Raw genomic sequence first — 20,102 nt, 5'->3', positions numbered from 1 at the left:
CCTCAATTGCGTCTATCCAGAGGCAGGCAGCTTAACAGGCCGGCGCAGCGGCTTCAGGAAGGATTGTGCTCGCTGGCCGGATTCAACCGGGCGTACTCAGCCTGAGCCTGCGGATCGCCGGCACGTGCGGCCTGGCGCAGCAGCTCGTGGCCGATACGCCGGTCGCGGGCATTGCCGCAATCGCGACAGAGCATCTGCCCCAGACGGCTCTGGGCGACCACCACCCCTTGCCGCGCAGGCTGCTTGAGCAGGCGTCCAGCCAGGTGTTTGACGCTGTGCTTCTCGCCCAGGCGCGGACTATCGAGCAGCCACAAGGCGACCTTCAAGGAAAAACGCTTGGGTGCTGGCGCAGATACAGACGATGGAGCGAGGTTTTTACCGCGAAAATTCATAACCGACAGCGATGGCAATTCGTGAGGCGCGCCACTCTACCGGATTTTTCAACGAAAGGGCTGCGCCTCGGTTGATGAAATTTTCACAAAATCTGCCGTTCCTTTATTGACCTTTTCAAACGGGCCACACCGCCCCGACTATTTCGACAGGATTGTCCGACAGCAATCGAAAGTGCTGGCACGCCCGTGCTAGAGCGAACGCGCGGGACAATCCACAGAACCTGTGGATAACTCGGTGGACAACCACTTCATGATGTCTTCAAACCCTTGTGAAATGGGGGCTGCAGTCAAGTTGACGATTTTTTCACCAGCTCAAATAAGTGTTTTTTTTCATTGACTTAAGGACGCGGCCCAGGCATTGCCCGAGCTATCCGAACGAATGGCGCAGGCTGACAATGGCTGCGCTGAATGTGTACAAGTGCACCGCAATGCTGCAACCAAATGAACCAAAGTGGCCCATCTCGGCTAATAAAGGCTACACAATTGCCCCTTCACAGGCGTGTGCATAAGCGCCATAATGATCGGCTTCGCGGGTCATTCTCTAAATAAATTTGCCAGCCTTGGATTAATCCTGTAGGGTGGCCCTCGTTAGTACCCAGCTGAAAGTCAATTCTGGCCAGTAAGGTCCCTGCAGTGCCCGGCTCCCCCCAAGAGCACGAACTGCTGAAACAGGACCGGCCCTTTCGATGATTCACTCGGCAGCCAAAGCTGCTCAAGCGCGAATCACCCTTGCAGATTGATCGGGATCTTCACCCAGAGGCCATGAACCTTTGCCTCGGTGTGCCTGCCCGCCTTTTGACGTACCTACCAGTCAGCCAAGCGCCTACCTAATTTGATGCGCCACCTCTGGCTGCCCTGTTCCAGTCAGGTTCAGCGCCACTTTAATAAAGGCGTCACTGGAACGTTTATAAGATGCACGGATCGAATCCCGTGTCCAAAGCAGGAACCTCCACATAATGACAAATCATCATCAGTTTCACAGTGCCGTTGGCACGCTTTCCCAGGCCTTCGCTCCATTGAAGTGCCTCATCGTTGCCCCGCGTAAGGGCAGCTTCAGCTTCACCCTGGTTGACGAGCATGGCATTGCTTGCCACAGCGAACGTCTGTATCCAGAGCAGTACAACCGCGCCGGCCCACTGCAAGCAGTGATCGAACGCACGCGTCAGTCGCTGGTCGCGTAAGGGCTGAATATCAGCCCATTCGCGCGCTGAATTTGCCATCGAAACTACTGCCGGTTGGCTCTTGGCTTAATTGCTGCAAAGCATATGGCCCCCAACCTCTGGCAGTAATCGATTTAAAAACAGGCCTTTACACCGTGATTATCACACTACACTTCAACTCGAGCGGTGCGATCCGCTTCCGACGGGCCTGACCCTCCACCAGCTGCCAAGCTCCAGCGCCCGTCGGCCCTTAATTGAATGAGGGCATCATGGGTATCGCTGCCAGTGAATTGTGTCGTTATGTAATCAAACCCACCCTGGTTTACCTCGGCCGGCATTGCGCCAGCGCCGAAGCTTTGCTGCTGGGCGTTGCAGCCAGCCAGTCGGCTTTGGGCTCTGCCCTGCACGACCGCCGCGGGCACGGCCTCTACCGAATCGGCGAAAGCCGCCACCAGGCGCTCTGGGACGAGTTTCTTGCCCACGACCCGGAACTAGCCAGCCTGATCCGCGGCCTGGCCAGCCAGCATGCCTTCCTGCGCGGGCCGCACCTGGAGCTGGCCGTCAACCTGCGCTACTCCACCGCCATCGCCTGGATGCTGATCGAACAGCGTGCGTTGCCCTTACCGGCGGCAGACGACCTGCTCGGGCAAGCGCGAATATGGCGGCAGATTTTCCATCCGCAGGGGCGTCTACGTGACTTCACCCATGCTTGGCATACCTGCATCGAGCCAGTGATGGCGCCGGAGTCGTAGGACTGCTCCTACAGAAATCGAGAAAAAGTACGATTTTGGTCGGATTGTCCTACAAAACCGCTCTATCTCCTGCGTTTGAGCCTATAGCGCGACGCGCGATTTGTTGGTAGCTTTTCGCCCCGGAGATCCCAAGGAGTTTCACAATAATGAAAAAATCAATGCTCAAAACCTCCCTCGGCGTTGCTGTTGCCCTCGCTTCCAGCCAATTGCTGGCCAGCGGCTTTGCGCTCAACGAGCAGAGCATCAGCGGTATGGGGACAGGTTTCGCGGGTCGTTCTTCTTCTGCCGAAGACGCCAGCACCGTGTTCGGCAACCCTGCCGGCATGTCGCGGCTCAAGCGCGAACAAGTCACCGTCGGTGGTGCAGCCGTGATTGCCAAGTCCAAGATCAGCGGTCAGGGCAGCTATGGCGGTGAAACCGATGGCGATATGGTGCCGGTCGTCGGCGTACCCATGGGTTACTACGTCAAGCCGATCGATGATCACTGGAGCGTCGGTTTTGGTGTCTATGTGCCGTTTGGTCTGGTTACCGACTACGGTAGCGACGACGCTGCGCGCTACTGGGGCAAGAAAAGCCACGTAGAAGTGGTCACCTTCCAGCCGACTGTCAGCTATGCCTTCAACGACAAGGTATCGATTGGTTTCGGCCCGACCATCAACCGTATCGAGGGTGAGCTGGGTTCCAACCTCAACCAGCGGTTCATCGGTCAGGGCGATGGCGAAGTGAAAATCAAGGGCGACGACGTTGCCATCGGTTACAACGTCGGCGTCATGGTCCAGGCAACTGATCGCACCCGCCTCGGCCTGACCTATCACTCGATGGTCGACTACAAGCTGGAAGGCAAAACCCGCGTCAGCACAGCACTGATCGGCCCGTACAACGGTGACAAATTCGACGCCAAGTTGAATATCAAGACGCCGGAATCGGTGGACTTCTCGGTCACTCACGAACTCGACGACCAGTGGACACTGTACGCCGGCAGCACCTGGACCCGCTGGAGCCGCCTGAAGGACATCACTGTCGAGAACGACGTTCCGGCAGCGCTGCGCGGTTCAGCGTTCCAGACCATCAGCGAAGAGCAGAACTGGCATGACACCTGGGCGCATGCCATTGGCGCATCGTACAAGGTCAACAAACAATGGACGCTGCGTACTGGCTTCTCGGTTGATCAGTCGCCGACCAACAACGAAAACCGCTCGCCACGGATCCCGACTGGTGACCGCAAGATCTTCAGCCTTGGCGCAGGCTGGAGCCCGAACGAAGACATGACCATCGACGTGGCTTACTCCTACCTGTGGGAAGAAGACACCAAGGTCAACAACCAGCCGGGCACGGCGCAGGAAGGCCTGTTGAAAGGCTCGTACCAGGCCAAGTACGAAAACAGCGCTCATGGCGTAGGTGCATCGCTGACCTATCGCTTCTGAGGTTGAGGTACGGGGGCCGCTCTGCGGCCCCCAATTCACCCTGGCACAGGCCAGACATCACCTAGACACTCCTGCAGATAATCCATGAACGCACGCACCTTGGCGGTCATGGCAGAGCGGTCCGCCACGCATACAAACACATCCATCGGCTCGGTCTGCGCGTAGGCCTGACCTGCATCGCGGTTTTCAAACAACGCCACCAGCGCTCCCGACTGCAAATGCGGCCTGACGATAAACTCGGCCAGACGAGTGATACCCCCGTCGTTCAAGGCCATTTGCGCCAATGCATCGACGTCATCGCTGACCAGCACCTGGCCAAACTCGGCGTCAAAGCGCAAGCCGTCACGGACGAACCCCCAGCGCAGGTAACGGCCATCCACCGGATACCGGAACACCAGGCAACGGTGCGTGCGTAGCGACTCGGGCGCAGGCGGCATGCCCATCTTGGCCAGATAACCGGGCGATGCGCAGCAGACGAAAGGAATCTGCGCCAGATGGCGGGCGACCAGATTGTCTTCCAGCTGGGCGTTGATACGTAGGCTTACATCGACCCCTTCCTTGGCGTGATCGACGCGTCGATCATTCGTTACCAACTCTATTGAAAGCTGCGGGTATCGCGCGCTGAACGCCGGGATCAGCGGCGCCAGCACATGCCGGCCAAATGCTGACGTCGAGGCAACGCACAGCCGCCCCTGGGGCTCGCTGTCAGGCGTGGTCACCGCCAGTTCGGCCAACGCCAGATCATGCTCGATTTGCCTGACTCGCTCGTAATAAAGGCTGCCCGCCGGCGTCAGGCTCATACTGCGCGTGGTTCGTGCCAACAGGCGCACCTGCAGGTGCGCTTCAAGCCGGGCCAGATTCTGGCTGACCGCGGCAGGCGACAGGCCCAGCGTGCGGGCGCCAGCGGCAATGCTGCCGGTCTCGACCACCTTGATGAAGCTGCGAATGGTATTGAGCAGATCCACAGGACAGATCCCGATATTCGTAAGATTCTCTTTATAAAGAACTCAACGAATCCGGTCTACAAGGCCAACCGAGCACTTGCTAACCTGCAAGCCTGAATCGGCTAACCAGGGAGAGCTCTCTCATGCAAGAACTGCCTCAAACCCGCTCTAACCGTAAGTTGCGCCCCGCCGCCACGCCTTATGTATTCGCTCTGTATATGTCGGCGATCATGGCGTGCCTGATGTGCTTCGTAATCACCGCTGCCAACTCCGGCATCAATGACGATTACCTGCGCAACGTGTTCAAAGCCTACCAGCTGGCCATGCCGGTAGCCTTCTTATGTGTGTTGATGGTACGGCCAGTGGTAGTGCGCCTGGTTGCACTTACCGTGCACCCGCACTGACATCACGGCTTGGACGCGATGGCCTTGGCGATCGCGGCCTTGAATTCCGGATCGTCCGGTTTGGTCAGGCTGGAGAAGTTACCAATCACCTTGCCCTGGCGATCAACCACGTACTTATAGAAGTTCCACTTTGGCGCGCTGCTTTGCTTGGCCAGCTCGGCGAACAGGGGCGTGGCATCGTTGCCGCGCACGTGCTGCGCCTGGGTCATGGTGAAGGTGACGCCGTAGTTGGCGTAGCAGACCTTGGCGGTCTTCTCGCTGTCTTTGTCTTCCTGCTTGAAGTCGTTGGAGGGCACGCCGAGGATTTCCAGGCCTTGTTCTTTATTGGCCTTGTAGACGGCTTCCAACCCTTCGAACTGCGGAGCGAAACCGCAGTAGCTGGCAGTATTGACCACCACCAGCGGTTTGCCGGCGAAGCGCTGGCACAGGTCGATCTGCTCTTTGCCGCCCAGCTTGGGCAGGCTGCCCTGGAGGAGTTCAGGGCAGTCCGCCGCCCAGCTCGCGGCCAGCGGAGCCAGGCACAGCAACGGTATCGATAGCCAGCGTGCATGCATCATTCTCAGTCACTCCTGCAAGTCCTTGAACCTGCAGGGTAGCCCTTAACAGACGCCCATGCCCAGCTGCATCAATGCCAGACCGCCCTGCTGCCATCCCCACCAGGCCACCGCCAGCAGCAGCAAGCCTGCCCCGGCCAGCAAGCCCTGCAGCACATAGCGCCTCATGCCGGCTGCGCCTGCAGGCGCGCGACAGGCCGTTCGCGCACTGGCCAGTTGAGCCCAGCCGCAACCAGGCTGAGCACAATCGCGATCTGCCAGACCAGGTCATAGCTGCCCGTCTGATCGTAGACCACCCCGCCCAACCAACCGCCAAGGAACGCCCCGATCTGGTGGAACAGGAAGACGATCCCGCCCAGCATCGACAGATTGCGCACGCCAAACAGGGTTGCCACCGTGCCGTTGGTCAGCGGCACCGTCGACAGCCACAGCAGGCCCATGGCGATACCAAACAGGTAGGCACTGAACTGGGTCACCGGCGCCCACAGGAACAGAACAATGACCACCGCGCGCAGCAGGTACAGCGCGGTCAACAGTCGTGGCTTGGACATCCGTCCACCGAGCCAGCCGGCGGTGTAGGTGCCGACAATATTGAACAAGCCGACCAGCGCCAGCACCGTTGTCCCGGTTGCGGCGGGCAGATGTTGGTCAACCAGATACGCCGGCAGGTGCACACCGATGAACACTACCTGGAAACCGCAGACGAAAAAGCCCAGCGCCAGCAGCCAGAAGCCCGAATGCGAACAGGCCTCGCGCAGCGCCTGGCCGAGCGTCTGATCGACGCCCTGGCTGGGCATGGGGCGATCCTTGAGCATGGCCACGAACGGCACGATCAGCGCCACCATCAGGCCCAGCACCAGCAGCGCCGCCGACCAGCCCAGCCACTGAATCAGACCCTGGGTGCCGGGCAGCATGGCGAACTGGCCGAACGAGCCGGCGGCGCTGGCGATACCCATGGCCATGCTGCGCTTTTCCGCTGGCACCGCGCGGCCGACCACGCCGAGGATGACCGAGAACGAGGTGCCGGAAAGGCCGATACCGATCAGCAGGCCGGCGCTCAGCGACAGCGACCAGAGCGAGTCAGCCATGCTCATGGTCAGCAGGCCAGCGGTATAAAGGATGCCGCCAATGATCACCACCTTCGCCGCGCCGAGGCGGTCCGCCAGGGCGCCGGCGAAAGGCTGGGCGAGGCCCCAGATCAGGTTCTGCAGGGCAATGGCAAAGGCAAATACCCCACGCCCCCAGCCAAATTCCGTGCTCATGGGATTTAGAAACAGGCCAAAGCCATGGCGCACGCCAAGCGACAAGGCCAGGATCAATGCTGCGCCGAGAAGCACCCAGCCGCTGGTTCGCCACACCGATGTCATTATTGTTTTCTCCAGCAAGCCGCAAGGTTAATTACAGGTATATACCCGTTTATAGTCGAACCACGTCAGGCCAAAACGCCCAGCAAGCGCACCAGTTCGTCACGTTGTCCGGCGCCGAGCTTGTCCACCAATGTCAGTTGTGCCTGCTCCCAGGCCGGGCCGGCGTCATGCAGGCAGGTCGCGCCCGCCTCGCTCAACAGCACCACCCGATTGCGCTGGTCGGCACCTTCGGCCAACGTCACTAGGCCTTCGGCCTCAAGCACCTTGAGGTTGCGTCCCAGGGTACTCCGGTCCAGGCCCATGACTTGCGCCAAAGTGGTTATGCTCGGGCGGTCCAGCCGCTGCAGCTGACGCAACAGGGAAAACTGGGCAACGTTGATGCCGAAGTCAGCCAAGGCCTCGTCATAGTGTCGGCTAACCCCGCGGGCGGCACGACGTAGGTGGGTGCAGATGCATTCACTGGTCAACATGATTACGTGTATATACCCGCACTCCATTTGTTGCAACAGGTTTCATCTGCGCCCTAAGCACCGGGGGCACCTGCCTGCGGCTGCAAGCGTCGTCGAATCGGCTCGAATGCGGGGGTAGCCTTGCGCGCTATTGGATCTGCCGCGCCCTCATCGATGGCTTGCCAGTAACGCCATGGCACCTTGCCGGTGCCTAGCTCATAGTCCATGCCATCCCAGCTGTCTTCACGGAAGCTGTAGAAGGCCCAGTGCAGCGCGTTGCTGTCGGTAACTGCGAGCACGTCTTCAAGATATTGCTGGCAGCCGGGCAGACGGCGCATGCAGCCGAACTCGCCGACCACCAGGCGCGAACGCGGCAACTGCACGGCATCGGCCCAGTCCAGCGACTGCTGCAGGTATGCCGCCACACGCTGGCCGTCCCAATGCTCTTCGCGCCCGGCGAACGGCACCGTACCCGGATAGGCCAATGGCACCTTGCGGGTCATGTTGGGCGCGCTGGTGGCTGCGTACGGTTCGTACATATGCACGCTGTAGAGCAAGCGCTGATCAGCCAACGGCTCTGGCCAGTAACTGAACGCATCAGCCGCAGCAAACCAGCCGGCATCGAGCATGATCGGGGTGACGCTATCAACTTCTCGGACGGCTGCAATGATCTGCTTGTACAGCGCTGGCAGGTCGCGCCCGCCGCCCTGTTGCGCGGCGTACCACTGGCGCATCTGCTGGCGGCCGGCATGCTCGGCCAGCCCGCCCTGCTTTTCTGGTGCTGGTTCGTTGATCAAGTTGTAACCAGCGACTGCCGGATGGTCCTTGAGCACATCCGCCAGGTCACGCCAGAACGCAGCGGCCTGGTCCCAGTAGCGTTTGTCTTGCCACAGGCGGTCATCGAACCGGCCTTGATTGTTCTGCGACCAGCGCATGCCCGGCAATGAGAGCGGCGCGATGACCACCTTGAGCCCGGCGGCATGGGCGTGGTCGAGCACCTGACGTAACTGACTCACGTCAGCAGCCGTCAGGCCTTGGTAGGCGTCGGCATCGCCGAGCAGGAAGTCGCGTTGCTCCGGGCGCCATTTGTCGTAGGACAACCGCACCCAGGTGGCGCCGTAGCCATGCAAGGCTTCGAAGTAGGCTTGGGTCGGTGGCAGCCGATTGAAACTGTTGCCGCCATGGCGCGGTGTATCCCAGAAACTCATGAGATCGGCCGCAGTAACTTGCGCGCTGGTCAGGAGCAACAGGCTGGCGAGAATCCACTGACGCATGAGCAGTGCCTCCAAGGTAGAGGTTAACGGGCGGCCGAGGATACGCCCGCCCCTGCTCAGCGGCATCTAACGAACGATTGCCGCAAATTGCACGATATTTCCAAACATGTACCGACCGCATATGACTCAGGCGAGTGGCATCAAGGCCAGGCTCAGCACCACTGTCAGCTCCAGCAATTCCAGTACGGCACCGGCGGTATCGCCGGTAGTACCACCCAGCCGACGGCACATCGCCCGGCGCAGGCCGATAAACACCAGCAACGCCAGCAGCCCTGTGCACAGCGCAGTCCAGCCGCCGAGCAAGACGCAACCCAGCACGGTGGCGAGCAGGACTCCGTTGCCGGCGCGACGCGGCAAGTGCTCTGCCAGGGCTTGCCCCAGGCCACCTGCGCGCACATACGGAGTACTCAGGAACAACCCAAGCATCGCCGCCCGTCCAACTACAGGCGCCAGCAGCAGCCAAGCCCCCGCATCGCGCTCGAGCAACACCCACAGCGCGCAGAATTTGAGCAGCAGCACCAGCATCAGGGTGACCACTGCAATTGGCCCGCTGCGCGGGTCTTTCATGATCAGCAGCGTGCGTTCACGATCACCGAAGCCGCCCAGCCAGGCATCGGCGCTGTCGGCCAGTCCATCCAGGTGCAGCGCCCCGCTGAGCAGTACCCACAGTGTCAGCAGCAGGGCCGCCTGCAACGGCGCGGCGGTGCCTTGCAAGAGGTAGCTGGCCAGCCACAGGAGCACGCCAAACAGCAAGCCCACCAGTGGATAGAACAGCAACGAGCGGCCCATCTGACGCGGCTCGGGCATGCCTGCCAAGGTCACGGGCAGGCTGCTGAGAAACTGCAGGGCGATCCACCAGGGCAGCATCTCAGAGCACCTCGTGAAGGATGCCGGCCTGCCACTGCAGGCGCGCCCGCGCACCGTGGCCGACCTCGACCTGCAGCAACTGCTCACGCGGCAAGCCTCGCGCCCGCGCCAGCAGCAGGCGCATCACACCGCCGTGGGTCACCAGCAATACGTGCCGCCCGGCATATTCGAGCGCAAGGCGGTCGATGGCCGTCAGCACCCGTTCAGCGAAGGCGGCCACCGGCTCGCCGCCGGGCGGCGTGTAGGCGTAAGGATCGGCCCAGAACTGGCCGAGCTGATCGGCCTGGTCCTGCATGATCTGCAGCGCTGTGCGCCCTTCCCAATCACCGAAGTGCAGTTCACGGATACCCGCTTCGCGCTGCACCGGCAGCGCCAGTTGCTGCCCCAGCTCGTCGGCAAATAGTGCACAGCGCTGCAATGGCGAGGTGATCAGCGCCTGCCACGGAGCGGTCTGCTCCACTGCCGTGCGCATCTGCGCCCACCCCTTGGCCGTCAGGGCGTCATCCAGGCTGCCACGCAGGCCGCCGCCCAGTTCGGTTTCGCCATGGCGCAGCAGGTCGATGATCATGCCGGGCGATCCGCGACTGCCGCTTCGGCAAAGGTCGCCATTTGCCCGTGCAGCGCGCAGGCCAGCCGCAGCAGCGGCACCGCCAGAGCTGCGCCACTGCCCTCGCCCAGACGCAGGCCGAGGGCCAGCAACGGCTCGGCCTGCAGCGCCTCGAGCAGCACCTGATGGCCCGGCTCGGCGCCCTGATGGGCAAACAACAGCCAAGGCCGGCACTGCGGATTGAGGCGCACGGCGACCAGCGCCGCGACGCTGCAGATAAAGCCGTCGACCAGAACTGCAACACCCTGCTGGGCACAGCCCAGATAAGCCCCCACCAGCGCGGCAATTTCAAAGCCGCCGACACAGGCCAGCGCCCGCAGCGGGTCATCTGCCTGCAGGCCATGCAGCTTCAGCGCGCGCTCGATCACGGCGGCCTTGTGTTGCACACCGACACTGTCCAGGCCAGTGCCCGGGCCACTCAGTTCACGCGCTGGGCAAGCCAGCAGCACGCTGGCCAGGGCCGCCGCAGCGGTGGTGTTGCCGATGCCCATCTCACCGCCAATAAACAGTTGAGTACCCTGCTCGGCAGCACGCTGGGCGCTGTCGCGGCCGGCCTGCAGGGCAGCCTGCAATTGCGCGTCGGTCATCGCTGGCTGCTGAGCGAAGTTGGCGGTACCGGTCCCCAGTTGCAGGTGGCGTACACCTGGCAGTTGCAGGCTCGGCTCAATGGTACCGAGGTCGACCACCTCAAGGCTCGCACCCAATTGCCGCGCCAGCACGCTGATCGCCGCACCACCGCCGACAAAGTTACGCAGCATCTGCCCGGTCACGGCCTGCGGGTAGGCCGAGATGCCCTCCGCGACCACGCCATGGTCACCGGCAAAAATGCTGATGGCGACCTGCTCCAGGCTTGGTCGCTCGCGGCCCTGCAGGCCGGCCAGGGTCAGCGTAAGGGTTTCCAGCTGACCGAGTGAGCCGGCCGGTTTGGTCAATTGCTGCTGACGCGCACGGGCCTGTTCGATGGCGGCGTGATCAACAGCTTGGCAGGCATCACGCCACCAGAAAGGGTTCATAGAGCAGGTCCTTTAAGCATGAGAGGGAGGCCGGCGACCGTCAGCACCACGCGCTGGCAGCGCTCGGCCACCGCCTGGTGCAACAGGCCGGCCAGGTCGACGTAGCGGCGGGTCAGTTCGCCCATGGGCACCACGCCCAGGCCGCTTTCGTTGCTGACCAGAATCAGCGTGCCCGGCAATCCCGGCAGGCACTCGAGCAGCGCATCGCGTTCAGCAGCGAGGCGCTCGGGGTCGTCGAGCATGAGCAGGTTGGTCAGCCACAGGGTCAGGCAGTCGACCAGCAGGCAGCGGCCTTCAGCGGCTTCGGCGCGCAGCACAGCGGCGAGCTGCACGGGCTCTTCGATCAGGCCCCAATGTGCCGGACGGCGCTGGCGATGCAACTGCACGCGCTCGTTCATTTCGCCATCGAGAGGCTGGCTGGTGGCGATGTAAGTCACCGGCAGTCCGCAGCTGTCTGCCAGTTGCTCGGCCAGGCGGCTCTTGCCCGAGCGGGCACCACCCAGAATCAGACTATGCATGGCCGGCGACTCCACACAGTTGGCGCAATTGTTCAGTGTCCAGGTGCTTTTCGATCAGGTCAGCCAGGCGCTCGATATCGCGCTCGCGCAGTGCTTCATAGTCGATGCTCTGCACGGCTTCCAGGCCCGCCCAGCGCAGCAGCGCCGCGCAGGACTGGCTGCCTTCGAACAGGCCGTGCAGATAGGTCGCGAGGATCTGCCCGTCAGCGCTGATCGCGCCGTCGCAGCGGCCGTCGGCCAAGACCACCGCAGGCCGCTCCAGCGCCGCGCCCTGGGTGACGCCAGCGTGGATCTCGTAGCCGGCCACCGGTGACTGCTCCAGCAGCAGGCTGCCGGCAACATTGCGCAGTTGTTTGTCGGCTGCAAGTTCGGTGACGTAGTCGAGCAGGCCCAGACCCGGGCTGGTGCCTGCGGGGCCCTCCAGCCCGAGCGGATCGCGCACTTCATGGCCGAGCATCTGCAAACCGCCACAAATGCCGATCAGCTTGCCGCCGTAGCGCAGGTGACGCTCGATGGCCGTGGCCCAGCCACGCTCGCGCAATTGCGCGAGGTCGGCGCGCACGCTCTTGGAGCCGGGCAGGATGATCAGGTCGGCCGGCGGGATCGGCTGGCCGGGCCCGATGAACTGCAGATCGACCTGCGGATGCAGGCGCAGCGGGTCGAAATCGGTGTGGTTGCTGATCCGCGGCAGCACCGGCACGATCACCTTGAGCACCCGCTCGGCCTTGGCCGGCTGGCGCGCATCGATGGCGTCCTCGGCCTCCAGGTGCAGATCGGTAACGTACGGCAGCACGCCCAGCACCGGTTTGCCGGTGCGCTGCTCGAGCCAGTCGAGGCCCGGCTGGAGCAAAGCGATGTCGCCACGAAAACGATTGATGACAAAACCTTTGACCCGCGCCTGCTCGCTGGCCGAGAGCAGCTCGAGGGTGCCGACCAGATGGGCGAACACGCCACCACGATTGATATCAGCCACCAGAATCACCGGGCAGTCGACCGCCTCGGCAAAGCCCATGTTGGCAATGTCGCCAGCACGCAGGTTGATCTCGGCCGGCGAGCCGGCACCTTCGACCATCACCACCGGATATGCCGCTTGCAGGCGTTGGTGCGAGGCCAGCACGGCCTGCATGGCGATGGCCTTATAGTCGTGATAGGCGACCGCATTCATGCTGGTCACGGCGCGGCCATGGATGATCACCTGGGCACCGGTGTCACTGTTGGGCTTGAGCAGCACCGGGTTCATGTCGGTGTGCGGTGCCAGCCGGCATGCTTGCGCCTGCACAGCCTGGGCGCGACCGATTTCGCCGCCGTCGGCGGTGACGGCACTGTTGAGCGCCATGTTCTGCGGTTTGAACGGCACCACGGCAACTCCCTGGCGCAGCAGCCAACGGCACAAGGCAGTCACCAGGGTGCTCTTGCCGGCGTCGGAGGTGGTGCCTTGCACCATGAGCGTAGTCATGCCGATTCCTTTTCATAGTCAGCCAGCGCCTGGGCCAGGCGCTGCTCTTCTGCCGCGCAGGCGGGCAGGCCGAAGCGCAGCGCTGCGGGGTGTTCGAACAGGCGCACGAGGATGCCGCGGCGGGCGAGAAATGCATGCAGATGACGGGCTTGTTCAAAACGCAGGTACTGGAACAGCTCGCAGCCGCCGGTCGGCGCCAGGCCTGCGTCGTCCAGCAAAGCCGCCAGGCGCTGGCTGGCCTGCGCGCAGCGGACGGTCTGGGCCAATTGCGCAGCGCTGTCGTTGAGGCAGGCCTGACCCAGCACGCGGGTCGGCCCCGGCACGGTCCACGGCCCGAGCAGTTCGGCCAGGCGGGCCAACAGGCTTGGTTCGGCCATGGCAAACCCCAGCCGCACACCGGCCAGGCCAAAGAATTTGCCGAACGAACGCAGCACGATCAGCCCCGCTCGCTCGGCGCAGTCGACCACGCTTTGGGCTGGGCTGGTATCGATGAACGCCTCATCGATCACCAGCCAAGCACCACGCCGAGCCAGCCGTGCATGCCAGGCAAGCAACTGCTCGCGCGTGAACAGCCGGCCGCTGGGGTTGTTGGGGTTGACCACAACAAGCACGTCGAGGCTATCCAGCACCTGCTCGACATCATCCTCGGCCAGCTCGATCAGTTGATGCCCGGCACGCTGCCAGGCGTAGGGATGTTCGGCATAGCACGGCGTCAGCACCCCTACCCGGCCCGCCGCGCGCAGGTGTGGCAAGGCTTGAATGGCGGCCTGCGAGCCTGCCACGGGCAGCAGCTGCGTGGCGCCGTAGTAGTGACGCGCAGCTTGCTCCAGACCATCATCGCTCTCCGGCAAGCGCGCCCAGGCAGCCTGCGCAATCGCCGGGATTGCAAAGGGCCATGGGGCAATACCGCTGGACAGGTCCAGCCACTGCTCGCGGGCAATCCCGTACTCACGCACTGCGCGTTGCAGGCGGCCGCCATGTTCAAGCATTCAGATACGCTCCCAGACAGATCAGCAGCAGCCACAACCAGACGCCGCGTTGCACCAGGCTCCAGCCGCGCTCGATGGCGTCGGCATCGGCCGGTGGCCCCTCGCCCAACTGCGGCCGCTCGTGCAGCTCGCCGTGATAAACCGCAGGCCCACCCAGCTCGACGCCGAGCGCACCGGCACCGCTGGCCATCACCGGGCCTGCGTTGGGGCTGTCCCACAGTGGCGCCTGACGCCGCCAGCAGGTCAGCGCCAGGCGGGTCTTGCCGAGCAGCGCGTAAGTCAGGGCGACCAGCCTTGCAGGAATGTAGTTGAGGACGTCGTCGATACGCGCCGCCGCCCAGCCGAAGCGCTCGAAGCGTTCGTTGCGATAGCCCCACATGGCATCGAGCGTATTGCTCAGCCGGTACAGCACCACCCCGGGCGCACCGGCGATGATGAACCAGAACAAAGCAGCAAACACTGCATCGCTGCCGTTCTCCAGGACTGATTCGCTGGCAGCGCGGGCGACGGCAGTTTCGTCCAGTTCAGCGGTCTCGCGGCTGACCAGGTAGCCGACCCGACGCCGGGCTTCGGCCAGATCACCGCGGCGCAGTGCGTCAGCCACCGGCATTACGTGCTCACCGAGGCTACGCAGCCCCAACGCACAGTACAGCGCCAGCACATCGACCAGCCAGCCGATCAGCGGCAGCCAGGACAGCAACAGTGCCAGCAAGGTCAACGGCACCACGGCCAGAAACCAGGCGCTGACGCCATGGCTGCGCCAGCCGCGACCACCCGCATTCAGGCGCTGCTCCAGGCGTGCGGCAAAATTGCCGAAAGCAACCAGCGGGTGGCGCCGTTTCGGCTCACCCAGCAGCGCGTCGAGGGCAACACCGGCGACGGTCAGCAAGGCCACGCTCATGCGCGTTCTCCCCATTGGTTTTCGTAGAGCATGGCGCTCAGTGGCTGTTGTTCGGCCCAGTTTTCCAGGGCCAGCATCGGTGCTGGGTAAAACGCCTCGACCGGGCCCAGGCAGAGCACCGCCACCGGCTTGGCATCGGCTGGCATGGCCAGCAGCTCGGCCAGTGCCTGCGGGTCGAACAACGATACCCAGCCCATGCCCAGGCCTTCGGCGCGCGCGGCCAGCCAGAGGTTCTGGATTGCGCAGGCGAGCGAGGCCAGGTCCATTTCCGGCAAGGTGCGGCGGCCGAAAATGTGCGCTTCGCGCTTGTCCATCAGCGCTGCCACCCAGAGCTCGGCGCAGTCGTTGATGCCTTCGACCTTGAGCTGCATGAATTCGTCGGAGCGTTCGCCAAGGGCTTCGGCGGTGCGCACCCGCTCCTGCTCGACCAGTGTCTGGATGCGTCCGCGCAAGTCGCGCTGGCTGATGCGGATAAACCGCCACGGTTGCATCAGGCCAACACTGGGGGCCTGATGCGCGGCCGTCAGCAGGCGTGTAAGCACCTGCGGCGCTACTTCGCCACCGGCAAAGTGGCGCATGTCGCGGCGCTCGCCGATCGCTCGGTACACCGCAGCGCGTTCGGCATCGGAGAAGGCATGCTCGCTCATGGTCGCAACAGCGCCGCCGCCGCGTGGGGGTCAGAGGGGAAATAGAAGTGCACGTATGAGGCCGTCAGCCGGCCCAGGCGGTACACCGCCTCGTTGCCGCGGCCGCCGTTGGGGCTGAGGCCACGGGCGATTGGCTCCAGCTCGCTGGTGGTCAACGAGTGGTGATAGGTGTGCCCGCGCAGAGTGCCTTCGGGCAGTTCCACCGCTTGCAGGGCCAGTGCTGCCAGGCGCTTCTGCATCACCGCCTCGCCAGTCAACAAACCAACCAGCGCGGCGCGCTCACCGGTAACATCGGTCAGGTTTTCAAGCAGGTAGAGCATGCCGCCGCACTCGGCCAAAAGCGGCTTGCCTGCACCGTGATGAGCGCGAATCGCGTCCAGCATCGGCGTATTGGCCGCCAGCGCATGATGGTGCAATTCGGGGTAGCCGCCTGGCAGATAGAGGCTGTCGACCTGCGGCAGCTCGCTGTCGTGCAGCGGCGAGAAAAATTCCAGCTGCGCGCCCATTGCCCGCAGCAGGTCGAGGTTGGCGCCATAGATGAAGGCAAACGCTTCGTCCTGCGCTACGCCAATGCGCACCCCGGCCAGCGAGGGCAACGGTGCTGGCAAAGCGGGGCCATCGAAGCTCACCGCTGGCGGCAACGCGGCATCGCAGCTGCCAGCCAGGGCCTCGGCGGCGGCGTCGAGGCGCTGGTCAAGGTCGTTCAGTTCGCTGGCTTGCACCAAGCCCAGGTGGCGACTGGGCAGCTCGATGCCGCGCTCGCGCGACAGCCCGCCGTACCAGCGCAGGCCTTCGGTCAGGCTGCCTTCAAGTAGTTGCGCGTGGCGCAGGCTGCCAACCCGGTTGGCCAGCACCCCGGCGAACGGCAGATCGGCCTGGTAGCGTGCCAGGCCCAGGGCCAGCGCACCAAAGGTCTGGGCCATGGCGGTACCGTCGATCACCGCCAGCACCGGCACGCCGAAATGGCGCGCCAGATCAGCGCTGGACGGAGTGCCATCGAACAAGCCCATGACCCCTTCGATGAGGATCAGGTCGGCCTCGGCGGCAGCTTCCCAGAGCAGTCGCCGGCTCTCTTGCGCGCCGATCATCCACAGATCGAGCTGGTACACCGGCGCGCCGCTGGCCCGCTCCAGAATCATTGGGTCGAGAAAGTCCGGACCGCACTTGAACACCCGCACCTTGCGCCCGAGGTTGCGGTGCAGGCGCGCCAGGGCTGCGGTCACGGTGGTCTTGCCCTGCCCGGAAGCGGGCGCTGCGATCAGCACCGCCGGGCACTGGCGCGGGTCACTCATAGTTCCACGCCCTTCTGCGCGCGGATACCGGCCTGGAAGGCGTGCTTGAGCATGCCCATTTCGGTGACGGTGTCGGCCAGTTCGACCATTTCCGGTTTGGCGCCGCGGCCGGTGACGATCACGTGCTGCATTGGCGGACGAGCCTGAATGTCACTGAGCACCTGGTCCAGGTCGAGATAACCATGCTTGAGGGCGATGTTCAGCTCATCCAGCACAACGAAATGAATCGACGGGTCCTGCAGCATTTGCCGCGATACCGCCCAGGCGGCTTCTGCCGCGGCGATGTCGCGCTGGCGGTCCTGGGTTTCCCAGGTAAAGCCCTCGCCCATCACGTGGTAGCGCACCTGCTCGGGGAAACGGCGGAAGAACAGCTCCTCGCCGGTGCTGTTGCGACCCTTGATGAACTGCACCACACCGCACTGCATGTCATGGCCCAGCGCGCGGGCGAGCATGCCGAAAGCCGAGCTGCTTTTGCCCTTGCCATTACCGGTCAGCACCAGCAGCAGGCCGCATTGATTGGGAGAGTTGGCGATGCGCTCGTCGATGATCGCCTTTTTGCGCTGCATGCGCGCCAGGTGGCGTTCGTCGCGTTCGGGGTTGTCGCTCATAAGGTTCTCCGCAAGTGCCTGCGCGCGCACCGGGCGGCGACAGATCGAAAGGCAGGCAAACGGAGAACGCGCAGGCGCCGTGGCGCAAACCACAGTGAACTGTGCATCACCCTCCGTGATGCCGTTGGCAGTAACAGGCCGGTCTCCGGGCTCGTGAGCGCTACGTACGCGGCTCACCTACCGTTGCGGGGGCAGCGCCGGACTGGTACCGGCTTCCCAGTTTCACCCCGCCAGACCGCAGTCCGCAGGGCACCTGAAACACGCCGCGAAGGTTAGAGGGTTGCACCGGGAGCGTCAATGAAACAAGGCCGGTTTGGCCTGGATCAATGGCCGATTCGACAGTACAGCGCAGACTGCTAGCATTGATATCATATCGCCATCACTGTAGCTGACCGCGATAATCACAATAAGGAGTGCGCAGCATGCAAGGTCTGATCATCAACAATCCGCGCCTGGAGTTTTTGCGTCCTGCCCTGGAGCGCTGGGTCGACTGCATCGATCGCTTCGCCGAACTCAACCATGCCAGCGACGCGCCTTACTGGCATGGCGCAGCGGCCAACGTCGGCCTGCTGGCTGCGGCTGCCTGGCAAGCCGAGCTGGTCGCCCTGACCCAGTTTGCCAGCAGCAAGCAACGCGAAGAAGGCGAGCGCGAAGGCCGTTGTGACCTGGCCATCAGCACCGCCGAGGAGTCGATCCACCTGCACGCCAGCCAGCGCTGGCCGCGCATCGCCCGGCTCGACCTGACCGCCGCCCTGCAAGAAACCACCAGCGCCGCCAAGCCGATTGCCTATGCCAGCCAGCTCAAAGCCGGGGCGCTGTTCGTCAGCCCGTGGAAAGCCGGCCAGCACGCCAGCCCGGAAGAACTCCAGGACCTGGTCGATGACCTGCAAAAGCACACCACCTGCGCCGTGGCCTGGTACTTCCCGTACGCCTATCGCAAGCTGCACAACGAGCTCGGCCAGTATTTCCCTGGTGTTGCATTGCTGTTCAAGCAAGCGTGAAGCAGCCCTGAGCCGCGCCCGGTTGAACCTCGCCCAGCGGCTATGGTTCTGTATGCCATAGCCCTTGTCGAGAGCCCGCCCATGGACAGAATGCGCAGTGCCGTTGTGCTCGCCTTGCTCGCAGGCCTCGGCGGCTGCGGCGAGACCGCCAGCCTCAGAGTCGACGATGGCATCGGCCCCACACCGCAGTTACCGGCGCCAAACAAAACCCTGTTGCCAACCGTCAACGTCGCGCCGGCGGTCGGCTGGCGGCAGGGTAGCAAACCAGTTGCAGCGGCCGGCACTCAGGTTGCGCTATTTGCCGACCATCTCGACCATCCGCGCTGGCTGTATGTGCTGCCCAATGGCGATGTGCTGGTCGCCGAAACCAACGCACCGGCCAAGCCGGACGACGGCAAAGGCCTGCGCGGCTGGTTCATGAAACGAGCCATGTCCAAGGCCGGTGCCGGCGTCCCCACCGCCAACCGCATCACCCTGCTGCGCGACCGCGACCATGACGGCGTCGCCGAAACCCGCAGCCGCTTTATCGAAGGGCTCAACTCGCCCTTCGGCATGGTGCTGGTAGGCAAGGACCTGTACATCGCCGACACCGACAAGCTGCTGCGCTTCGATTACGTGACCGATGCGTTGCAGATCGACGGCCGCGGGCAGAAGGTCACCGACCTGCCGGGTGGCACCCTCAATCACCACTGGACCAAGAACGTGATCGCCAGCCCCGACGGGCGCAAGCTGTACGTCACGGTAGGCTCCAACAGCAACGTGGCAGAGAACGGCATGCAGCAAGAGCAAGGCCGCGCGGCGATCTGGGAAGTGGACCGCGCAACCGGCAGCCACCGCATCTTCGCCTCCGGGCTGCGCAACCCGAATGGGTTGGCCTGGCAGCCGCAATCGGGGGCGCTATGGACGGCGGTCAATGAGCGCGACGAGATCGGTAGCGACCTGGTCCCGGACTACATCACCTCGGTCAAGGATGGCGGTTTCTACGGCTGGCCGTACAGCTACTACGGGCAGCACGTGGACGTGCGGGTGCAACCACAAGACCCAGCCAAAGTCGCCCAGGCGCTGGTACCGGATTACGCCGTGGGGCCACATACCGCTTCGCTTGGCCTAGCGTTTATCGAGCCAGGTTTGTTGCCCACACCGTTTGGCCGTGGCGCGCTGATTGGTCAACACGGCTCGTGGAACCGCAAGCCACACAGTGGTTACAAAGTGATCTTTGTGCCGTTCGATGCGGACGGCAAGCCAGCAGGCCAGGCGCTGGACCTACTGAGCGGTTTCTTGAGTGAACAAGGTGAGGCAATGGGCCGACCGGTTGGCGTGGTCAGCGATCAGCGCGAGGGCGTGCTGGTAGCGGATGATGTGGGCAATGTGATTTGGCGTGTGAGCGCAGCAAAGCCATGAGAGCGCTGAGCAGGCCCGGCTTTTGACTTTCGCTCTTGATCTGCGCCAGCGAAGCGAGGCGTGCTCTTGATTTGCTTTTGAT

The 20,102-nt window shown here is 63.4% G+C and carries 22 protein-coding genes, 1 pseudogene and 1 riboswitch; of the genes and pseudogenes, 6 read left to right on the top strand and 17 right to left on the bottom strand.

The genetic code is table 11. The annotated features are described in order from the left end of the window. Positions 1-62: 62 nt before the first annotated feature. A pseudogene (locus tag ACIOAU_RS11185) lies at positions 63-392 on the bottom strand (sel1 repeat family protein); the annotation flags it as partial. Positions 393-1,348: 956 nt separating this feature from the next. Between ACIOAU_RS11185 and ACIOAU_RS11180 the strand changes: the two are divergent. The 3 genes from ACIOAU_RS11180 (at position 1,349) to ACIOAU_RS11170 (ending at position 3,728) form a co-directional block, all read left to right on the top strand. Then, positions 1,349-1,573: a hypothetical protein gene (locus tag ACIOAU_RS11180; protein WP_401181934.1), complete on the top strand. Its 225-nt coding sequence runs from the start codon at positions 1,349-1,351 to the stop codon at positions 1,571-1,573. 248 nt (positions 1,574-1,821) lie between these two features. Next, positions 1,822-2,304: a hypothetical protein gene (locus ACIOAU_RS11175; RefSeq protein ID WP_150572529.1), complete on the top strand. Its 483-nt coding sequence runs from the start codon at positions 1,822-1,824 to the stop codon at positions 2,302-2,304. Between the two features lie 146 nt (positions 2,305-2,450). Then, entirely contained in the window at positions 2,451-3,728 is a 1,278-nt protein-coding gene (locus tag ACIOAU_RS11170; protein WP_101321720.1) for an OmpP1/FadL family transporter, read from the top strand. A 35-nt stretch (positions 3,729-3,763) separates the two neighbouring features. Here the strand turns inward: ACIOAU_RS11170 and ACIOAU_RS11165 are convergent, their stop codons facing one another. After that, positions 3,764-4,693 carry a LysR family transcriptional regulator gene (locus ACIOAU_RS11165; RefSeq protein WP_101321721.1) on the bottom strand — a complete coding sequence of 310 codons (930 nt, stop codon included), beginning with the start codon at positions 4,691-4,693 and terminating at the stop codon, positions 3,764-3,766. Between the two features lie 122 nt (positions 4,694-4,815). Here ACIOAU_RS11165 and ACIOAU_RS11160 point away from each other — a divergent pair, with 122 nt between their 5' ends. After that, positions 4,816-5,076: a DUF2798 domain-containing protein gene (locus tag ACIOAU_RS11160; RefSeq protein ID WP_150570929.1), complete on the top strand. Its 261-nt coding sequence runs from the start codon at positions 4,816-4,818 to the stop codon at positions 5,074-5,076. Between the two features lie 2 nt (positions 5,077-5,078). Here ACIOAU_RS11160 and ACIOAU_RS11155 read toward each other — a convergent pair whose 3' ends face one another. The 15 genes from ACIOAU_RS11155 to cobO form a co-directional block, all read right to left on the bottom strand. Next, the gene (locus ACIOAU_RS11155) at positions 5,079-5,630 is read right to left on the bottom strand and encodes a glutathione peroxidase (protein ID WP_101323091.1); all 552 of its coding nucleotides are present in this window, start codon (positions 5,628-5,630) and stop codon (positions 5,079-5,081) included. A 45-nt stretch (positions 5,631-5,675) separates the two neighbouring features. Next, on the bottom strand, positions 5,676-5,798 hold the full coding sequence (locus tag ACIOAU_RS11150) for a hypothetical protein (RefSeq protein ID WP_256585591.1): 123 nt from the start codon (positions 5,796-5,798) through the stop codon (positions 5,676-5,678). Next, positions 5,795-6,997, bottom strand: a complete 1,203-nt coding sequence (locus tag ACIOAU_RS11145) for an MFS transporter (protein ID WP_101321723.1) — start codon at positions 6,995-6,997, stop codon at positions 5,795-5,797. Before ACIOAU_RS11145 ends, ACIOAU_RS11150 begins: the two co-directional genes overlap by 4 nt. Positions 6,998-7,062: 65 nt before the next feature. After that, complete coding sequence (locus ACIOAU_RS11140) at positions 7,063-7,467, bottom strand: MarR family winged helix-turn-helix transcriptional regulator (protein WP_101321724.1); 405 nt, start codon at positions 7,465-7,467, stop codon at positions 7,063-7,065. A 53-nt stretch (positions 7,468-7,520) separates the two neighbouring features. Continuing rightward, complete coding sequence (locus tag ACIOAU_RS11135; RefSeq protein ID WP_401181926.1) at positions 7,521-8,720, bottom strand: glycoside hydrolase family 5 protein; 1,200 nt, start codon at positions 8,718-8,720, stop codon at positions 7,521-7,523. Positions 8,721-8,846: 126 nt separating this feature from the next. Beyond that, the gene (locus tag ACIOAU_RS11130) at positions 8,847-9,587 is read right to left on the bottom strand and encodes an adenosylcobinamide-GDP ribazoletransferase (RefSeq protein ID WP_150572526.1); all 741 of its coding nucleotides are present in this window, start codon (positions 9,585-9,587) and stop codon (positions 8,847-8,849) included. A 1-nt stretch (position 9,588) separates the two neighbouring features. After that, complete coding sequence (cobC, locus tag ACIOAU_RS11125) at positions 9,589-10,155, bottom strand: alpha-ribazole phosphatase family protein (protein WP_101321727.1); 567 nt, start codon at positions 10,153-10,155, stop codon at positions 9,589-9,591. Continuing rightward, the gene (gene cobT, locus ACIOAU_RS11120; RefSeq protein ID WP_188035396.1) at positions 10,152-11,207 is read right to left on the bottom strand and encodes a nicotinate-nucleotide--dimethylbenzimidazole phosphoribosyltransferase; all 1,056 of its coding nucleotides are present in this window, start codon (positions 11,205-11,207) and stop codon (positions 10,152-10,154) included. Before cobT ends, cobC begins: the two co-directional genes overlap by 4 nt. After that, positions 11,204-11,725, bottom strand: coding sequence for a bifunctional adenosylcobinamide kinase/adenosylcobinamide-phosphate guanylyltransferase (gene cobU, locus ACIOAU_RS11115; protein WP_150572524.1), 522 nt, complete (start codon positions 11,723-11,725; stop codon positions 11,204-11,206). Before cobU ends, cobT begins: the two co-directional genes overlap by 4 nt. Next, positions 11,718-13,181: a cobyric acid synthase gene (locus ACIOAU_RS11110; protein ID WP_188035397.1), complete on the bottom strand. Its 1,464-nt coding sequence runs from the start codon at positions 13,179-13,181 to the stop codon at positions 11,718-11,720. Before ACIOAU_RS11110 ends, cobU begins: the two co-directional genes overlap by 8 nt. Continuing rightward, complete coding sequence (gene cobD / locus ACIOAU_RS11105; RefSeq protein WP_188035398.1) at positions 13,178-14,170, bottom strand: threonine-phosphate decarboxylase CobD; 993 nt, start codon at positions 14,168-14,170, stop codon at positions 13,178-13,180. Before cobD ends, ACIOAU_RS11110 begins: the two co-directional genes overlap by 4 nt. Beyond that, complete coding sequence (cbiB, locus tag ACIOAU_RS11100) at positions 14,163-15,071, bottom strand: adenosylcobinamide-phosphate synthase CbiB (RefSeq protein WP_101321732.1); 909 nt, start codon at positions 15,069-15,071, stop codon at positions 14,163-14,165. Before cbiB ends, cobD begins: the two co-directional genes overlap by 8 nt. Further along, entirely contained in the window at positions 15,068-15,718 is a 651-nt protein-coding gene (bluB, locus tag ACIOAU_RS11095; RefSeq protein ID WP_101321733.1) for a 5,6-dimethylbenzimidazole synthase, read from the bottom strand. Before bluB ends, cbiB begins: the two co-directional genes overlap by 4 nt. Beyond that, positions 15,715-17,010: a cobyrinate a,c-diamide synthase gene (locus tag ACIOAU_RS11090; protein ID WP_188035399.1), complete on the bottom strand. Its 1,296-nt coding sequence runs from the start codon at positions 17,008-17,010 to the stop codon at positions 15,715-15,717. Before ACIOAU_RS11090 ends, bluB begins: the two co-directional genes overlap by 4 nt. Then, entirely contained in the window at positions 17,007-17,618 is a 612-nt protein-coding gene (gene cobO / locus ACIOAU_RS11085) for a cob(I)yrinic acid a,c-diamide adenosyltransferase (RefSeq protein WP_101321735.1), read from the bottom strand. The genes ACIOAU_RS11090 and cobO overlap by 4 nt, the downstream gene beginning before the upstream one ends. A gap of 118 nt (positions 17,619-17,736) precedes the next feature. Further along, positions 17,737-17,890: riboswitch (cobalamin riboswitch) on the bottom strand. 150 nt (positions 17,891-18,040) lie between these two features. On the opposite strand from cobO, the gene ACIOAU_RS11080 reads away from it, so the two are divergent. Continuing rightward, positions 18,041-18,619, top strand: coding sequence for a hypothetical protein (locus tag ACIOAU_RS11080; RefSeq protein ID WP_150572520.1), 579 nt, complete (start codon positions 18,041-18,043; stop codon positions 18,617-18,619). 81 nt (positions 18,620-18,700) lie between these two features. Beyond that, positions 18,701-20,020 carry a PQQ-dependent sugar dehydrogenase gene (locus ACIOAU_RS11075; RefSeq protein WP_401181916.1) on the top strand — a complete coding sequence of 440 codons (1,320 nt, stop codon included), beginning with the start codon at positions 18,701-18,703 and terminating at the stop codon, positions 20,018-20,020. Positions 20,021-20,102: the final 82 nt, after the last annotated feature.

The organism is Pseudomonas sp. NPDC088322 (assembly GCF_044740745.1).
Lineage (GTDB): Bacteria > Pseudomonadota > Gammaproteobacteria > Pseudomonadales > Pseudomonadaceae > Aquipseudomonas > Aquipseudomonas shirazensis.
Note: the sequence above shows the minus strand (reverse complement) of the source record. Positions and strands in the feature narration are given on the sequence as shown.

Bases quoted from the DNA above. Each gene is read 5' to 3' on its own strand.
- ACIOAU_RS11180 (WP_401181934.1), top strand. From the start codon at position 1,349: ATGACAAATCATCATCAGTTTCACAGTGCCGTTGGCACGCTTTCCCAG.
- ACIOAU_RS11175 (WP_150572529.1), top strand. From the start codon at position 1,822: ATGGGTATCGCTGCCAGTGAATTGTGTCGTTATGTAATCAAACCCACC.
- ACIOAU_RS11170 (WP_101321720.1), top strand. From the start codon at position 2,451: ATGAAAAAATCAATGCTCAAAACCTCCCTCGGCGTTGCTGTTGCCCTC.
- ACIOAU_RS11160 (WP_150570929.1), top strand. From the start codon at position 4,816: ATGCAAGAACTGCCTCAAACCCGCTCTAACCGTAAGTTGCGCCCCGCC.
- ACIOAU_RS11155 (WP_101323091.1), bottom strand. From the start codon at position 5,630: ATGCATGCACGCTGGCTATCGATACCGTTGCTGTGCCTGGCTCCGCTG.
- ACIOAU_RS11150 (WP_256585591.1), bottom strand. From the start codon at position 5,798: ATGAGGCGCTATGTGCTGCAGGGCTTGCTGGCCGGGGCAGGCTTGCTG.
- ACIOAU_RS11145 (WP_101321723.1), bottom strand. From the start codon at position 6,997: ATGACATCGGTGTGGCGAACCAGCGGCTGGGTGCTTCTCGGCGCAGCA.
- ACIOAU_RS11140 (WP_101321724.1), bottom strand. From the start codon at position 7,467: ATGTTGACCAGTGAATGCATCTGCACCCACCTACGTCGTGCCGCCCGC.
- ACIOAU_RS11135 (WP_401181926.1), bottom strand. From the start codon at position 8,720: ATGCGTCAGTGGATTCTCGCCAGCCTGTTGCTCCTGACCAGCGCGCAA.
- ACIOAU_RS11130 (WP_150572526.1), bottom strand. From the start codon at position 9,587: ATGCTGCCCTGGTGGATCGCCCTGCAGTTTCTCAGCAGCCTGCCCGTG.
- cobC (WP_101321727.1), bottom strand. From the start codon at position 10,155: ATGATCATCGACCTGCTGCGCCATGGCGAAACCGAACTGGGCGGCGGC.
- cobT (WP_188035396.1), bottom strand. From the start codon at position 11,207: ATGAACCCTTTCTGGTGGCGTGATGCCTGCCAAGCTGTTGATCACGCC.
- cobU (WP_150572524.1), bottom strand. From the start codon at position 11,725: ATGCATAGTCTGATTCTGGGTGGTGCCCGCTCGGGCAAGAGCCGCCTG.
- ACIOAU_RS11110 (WP_188035397.1), bottom strand. From the start codon at position 13,181: ATGACTACGCTCATGGTGCAAGGCACCACCTCCGACGCCGGCAAGAGC.
- cobD (WP_188035398.1), bottom strand. From the start codon at position 14,170: ATGCTTGAACATGGCGGCCGCCTGCAACGCGCAGTGCGTGAGTACGGG.
- cbiB (WP_101321732.1), bottom strand. From the start codon at position 15,071: ATGAGCGTGGCCTTGCTGACCGTCGCCGGTGTTGCCCTCGACGCGCTG.
- bluB (WP_101321733.1), bottom strand. From the start codon at position 15,718: ATGAGCGAGCATGCCTTCTCCGATGCCGAACGCGCTGCGGTGTACCGA.
- ACIOAU_RS11090 (WP_188035399.1), bottom strand. From the start codon at position 17,010: ATGAGTGACCCGCGCCAGTGCCCGGCGGTGCTGATCGCAGCGCCCGCT.
- cobO (WP_101321735.1), bottom strand. From the start codon at position 17,618: ATGAGCGACAACCCCGAACGCGACGAACGCCACCTGGCGCGCATGCAG.
- ACIOAU_RS11080 (WP_150572520.1), top strand. From the start codon at position 18,041: ATGCAAGGTCTGATCATCAACAATCCGCGCCTGGAGTTTTTGCGTCCT.
- ACIOAU_RS11075 (WP_401181916.1), top strand. From the start codon at position 18,701: ATGGACAGAATGCGCAGTGCCGTTGTGCTCGCCTTGCTCGCAGGCCTC.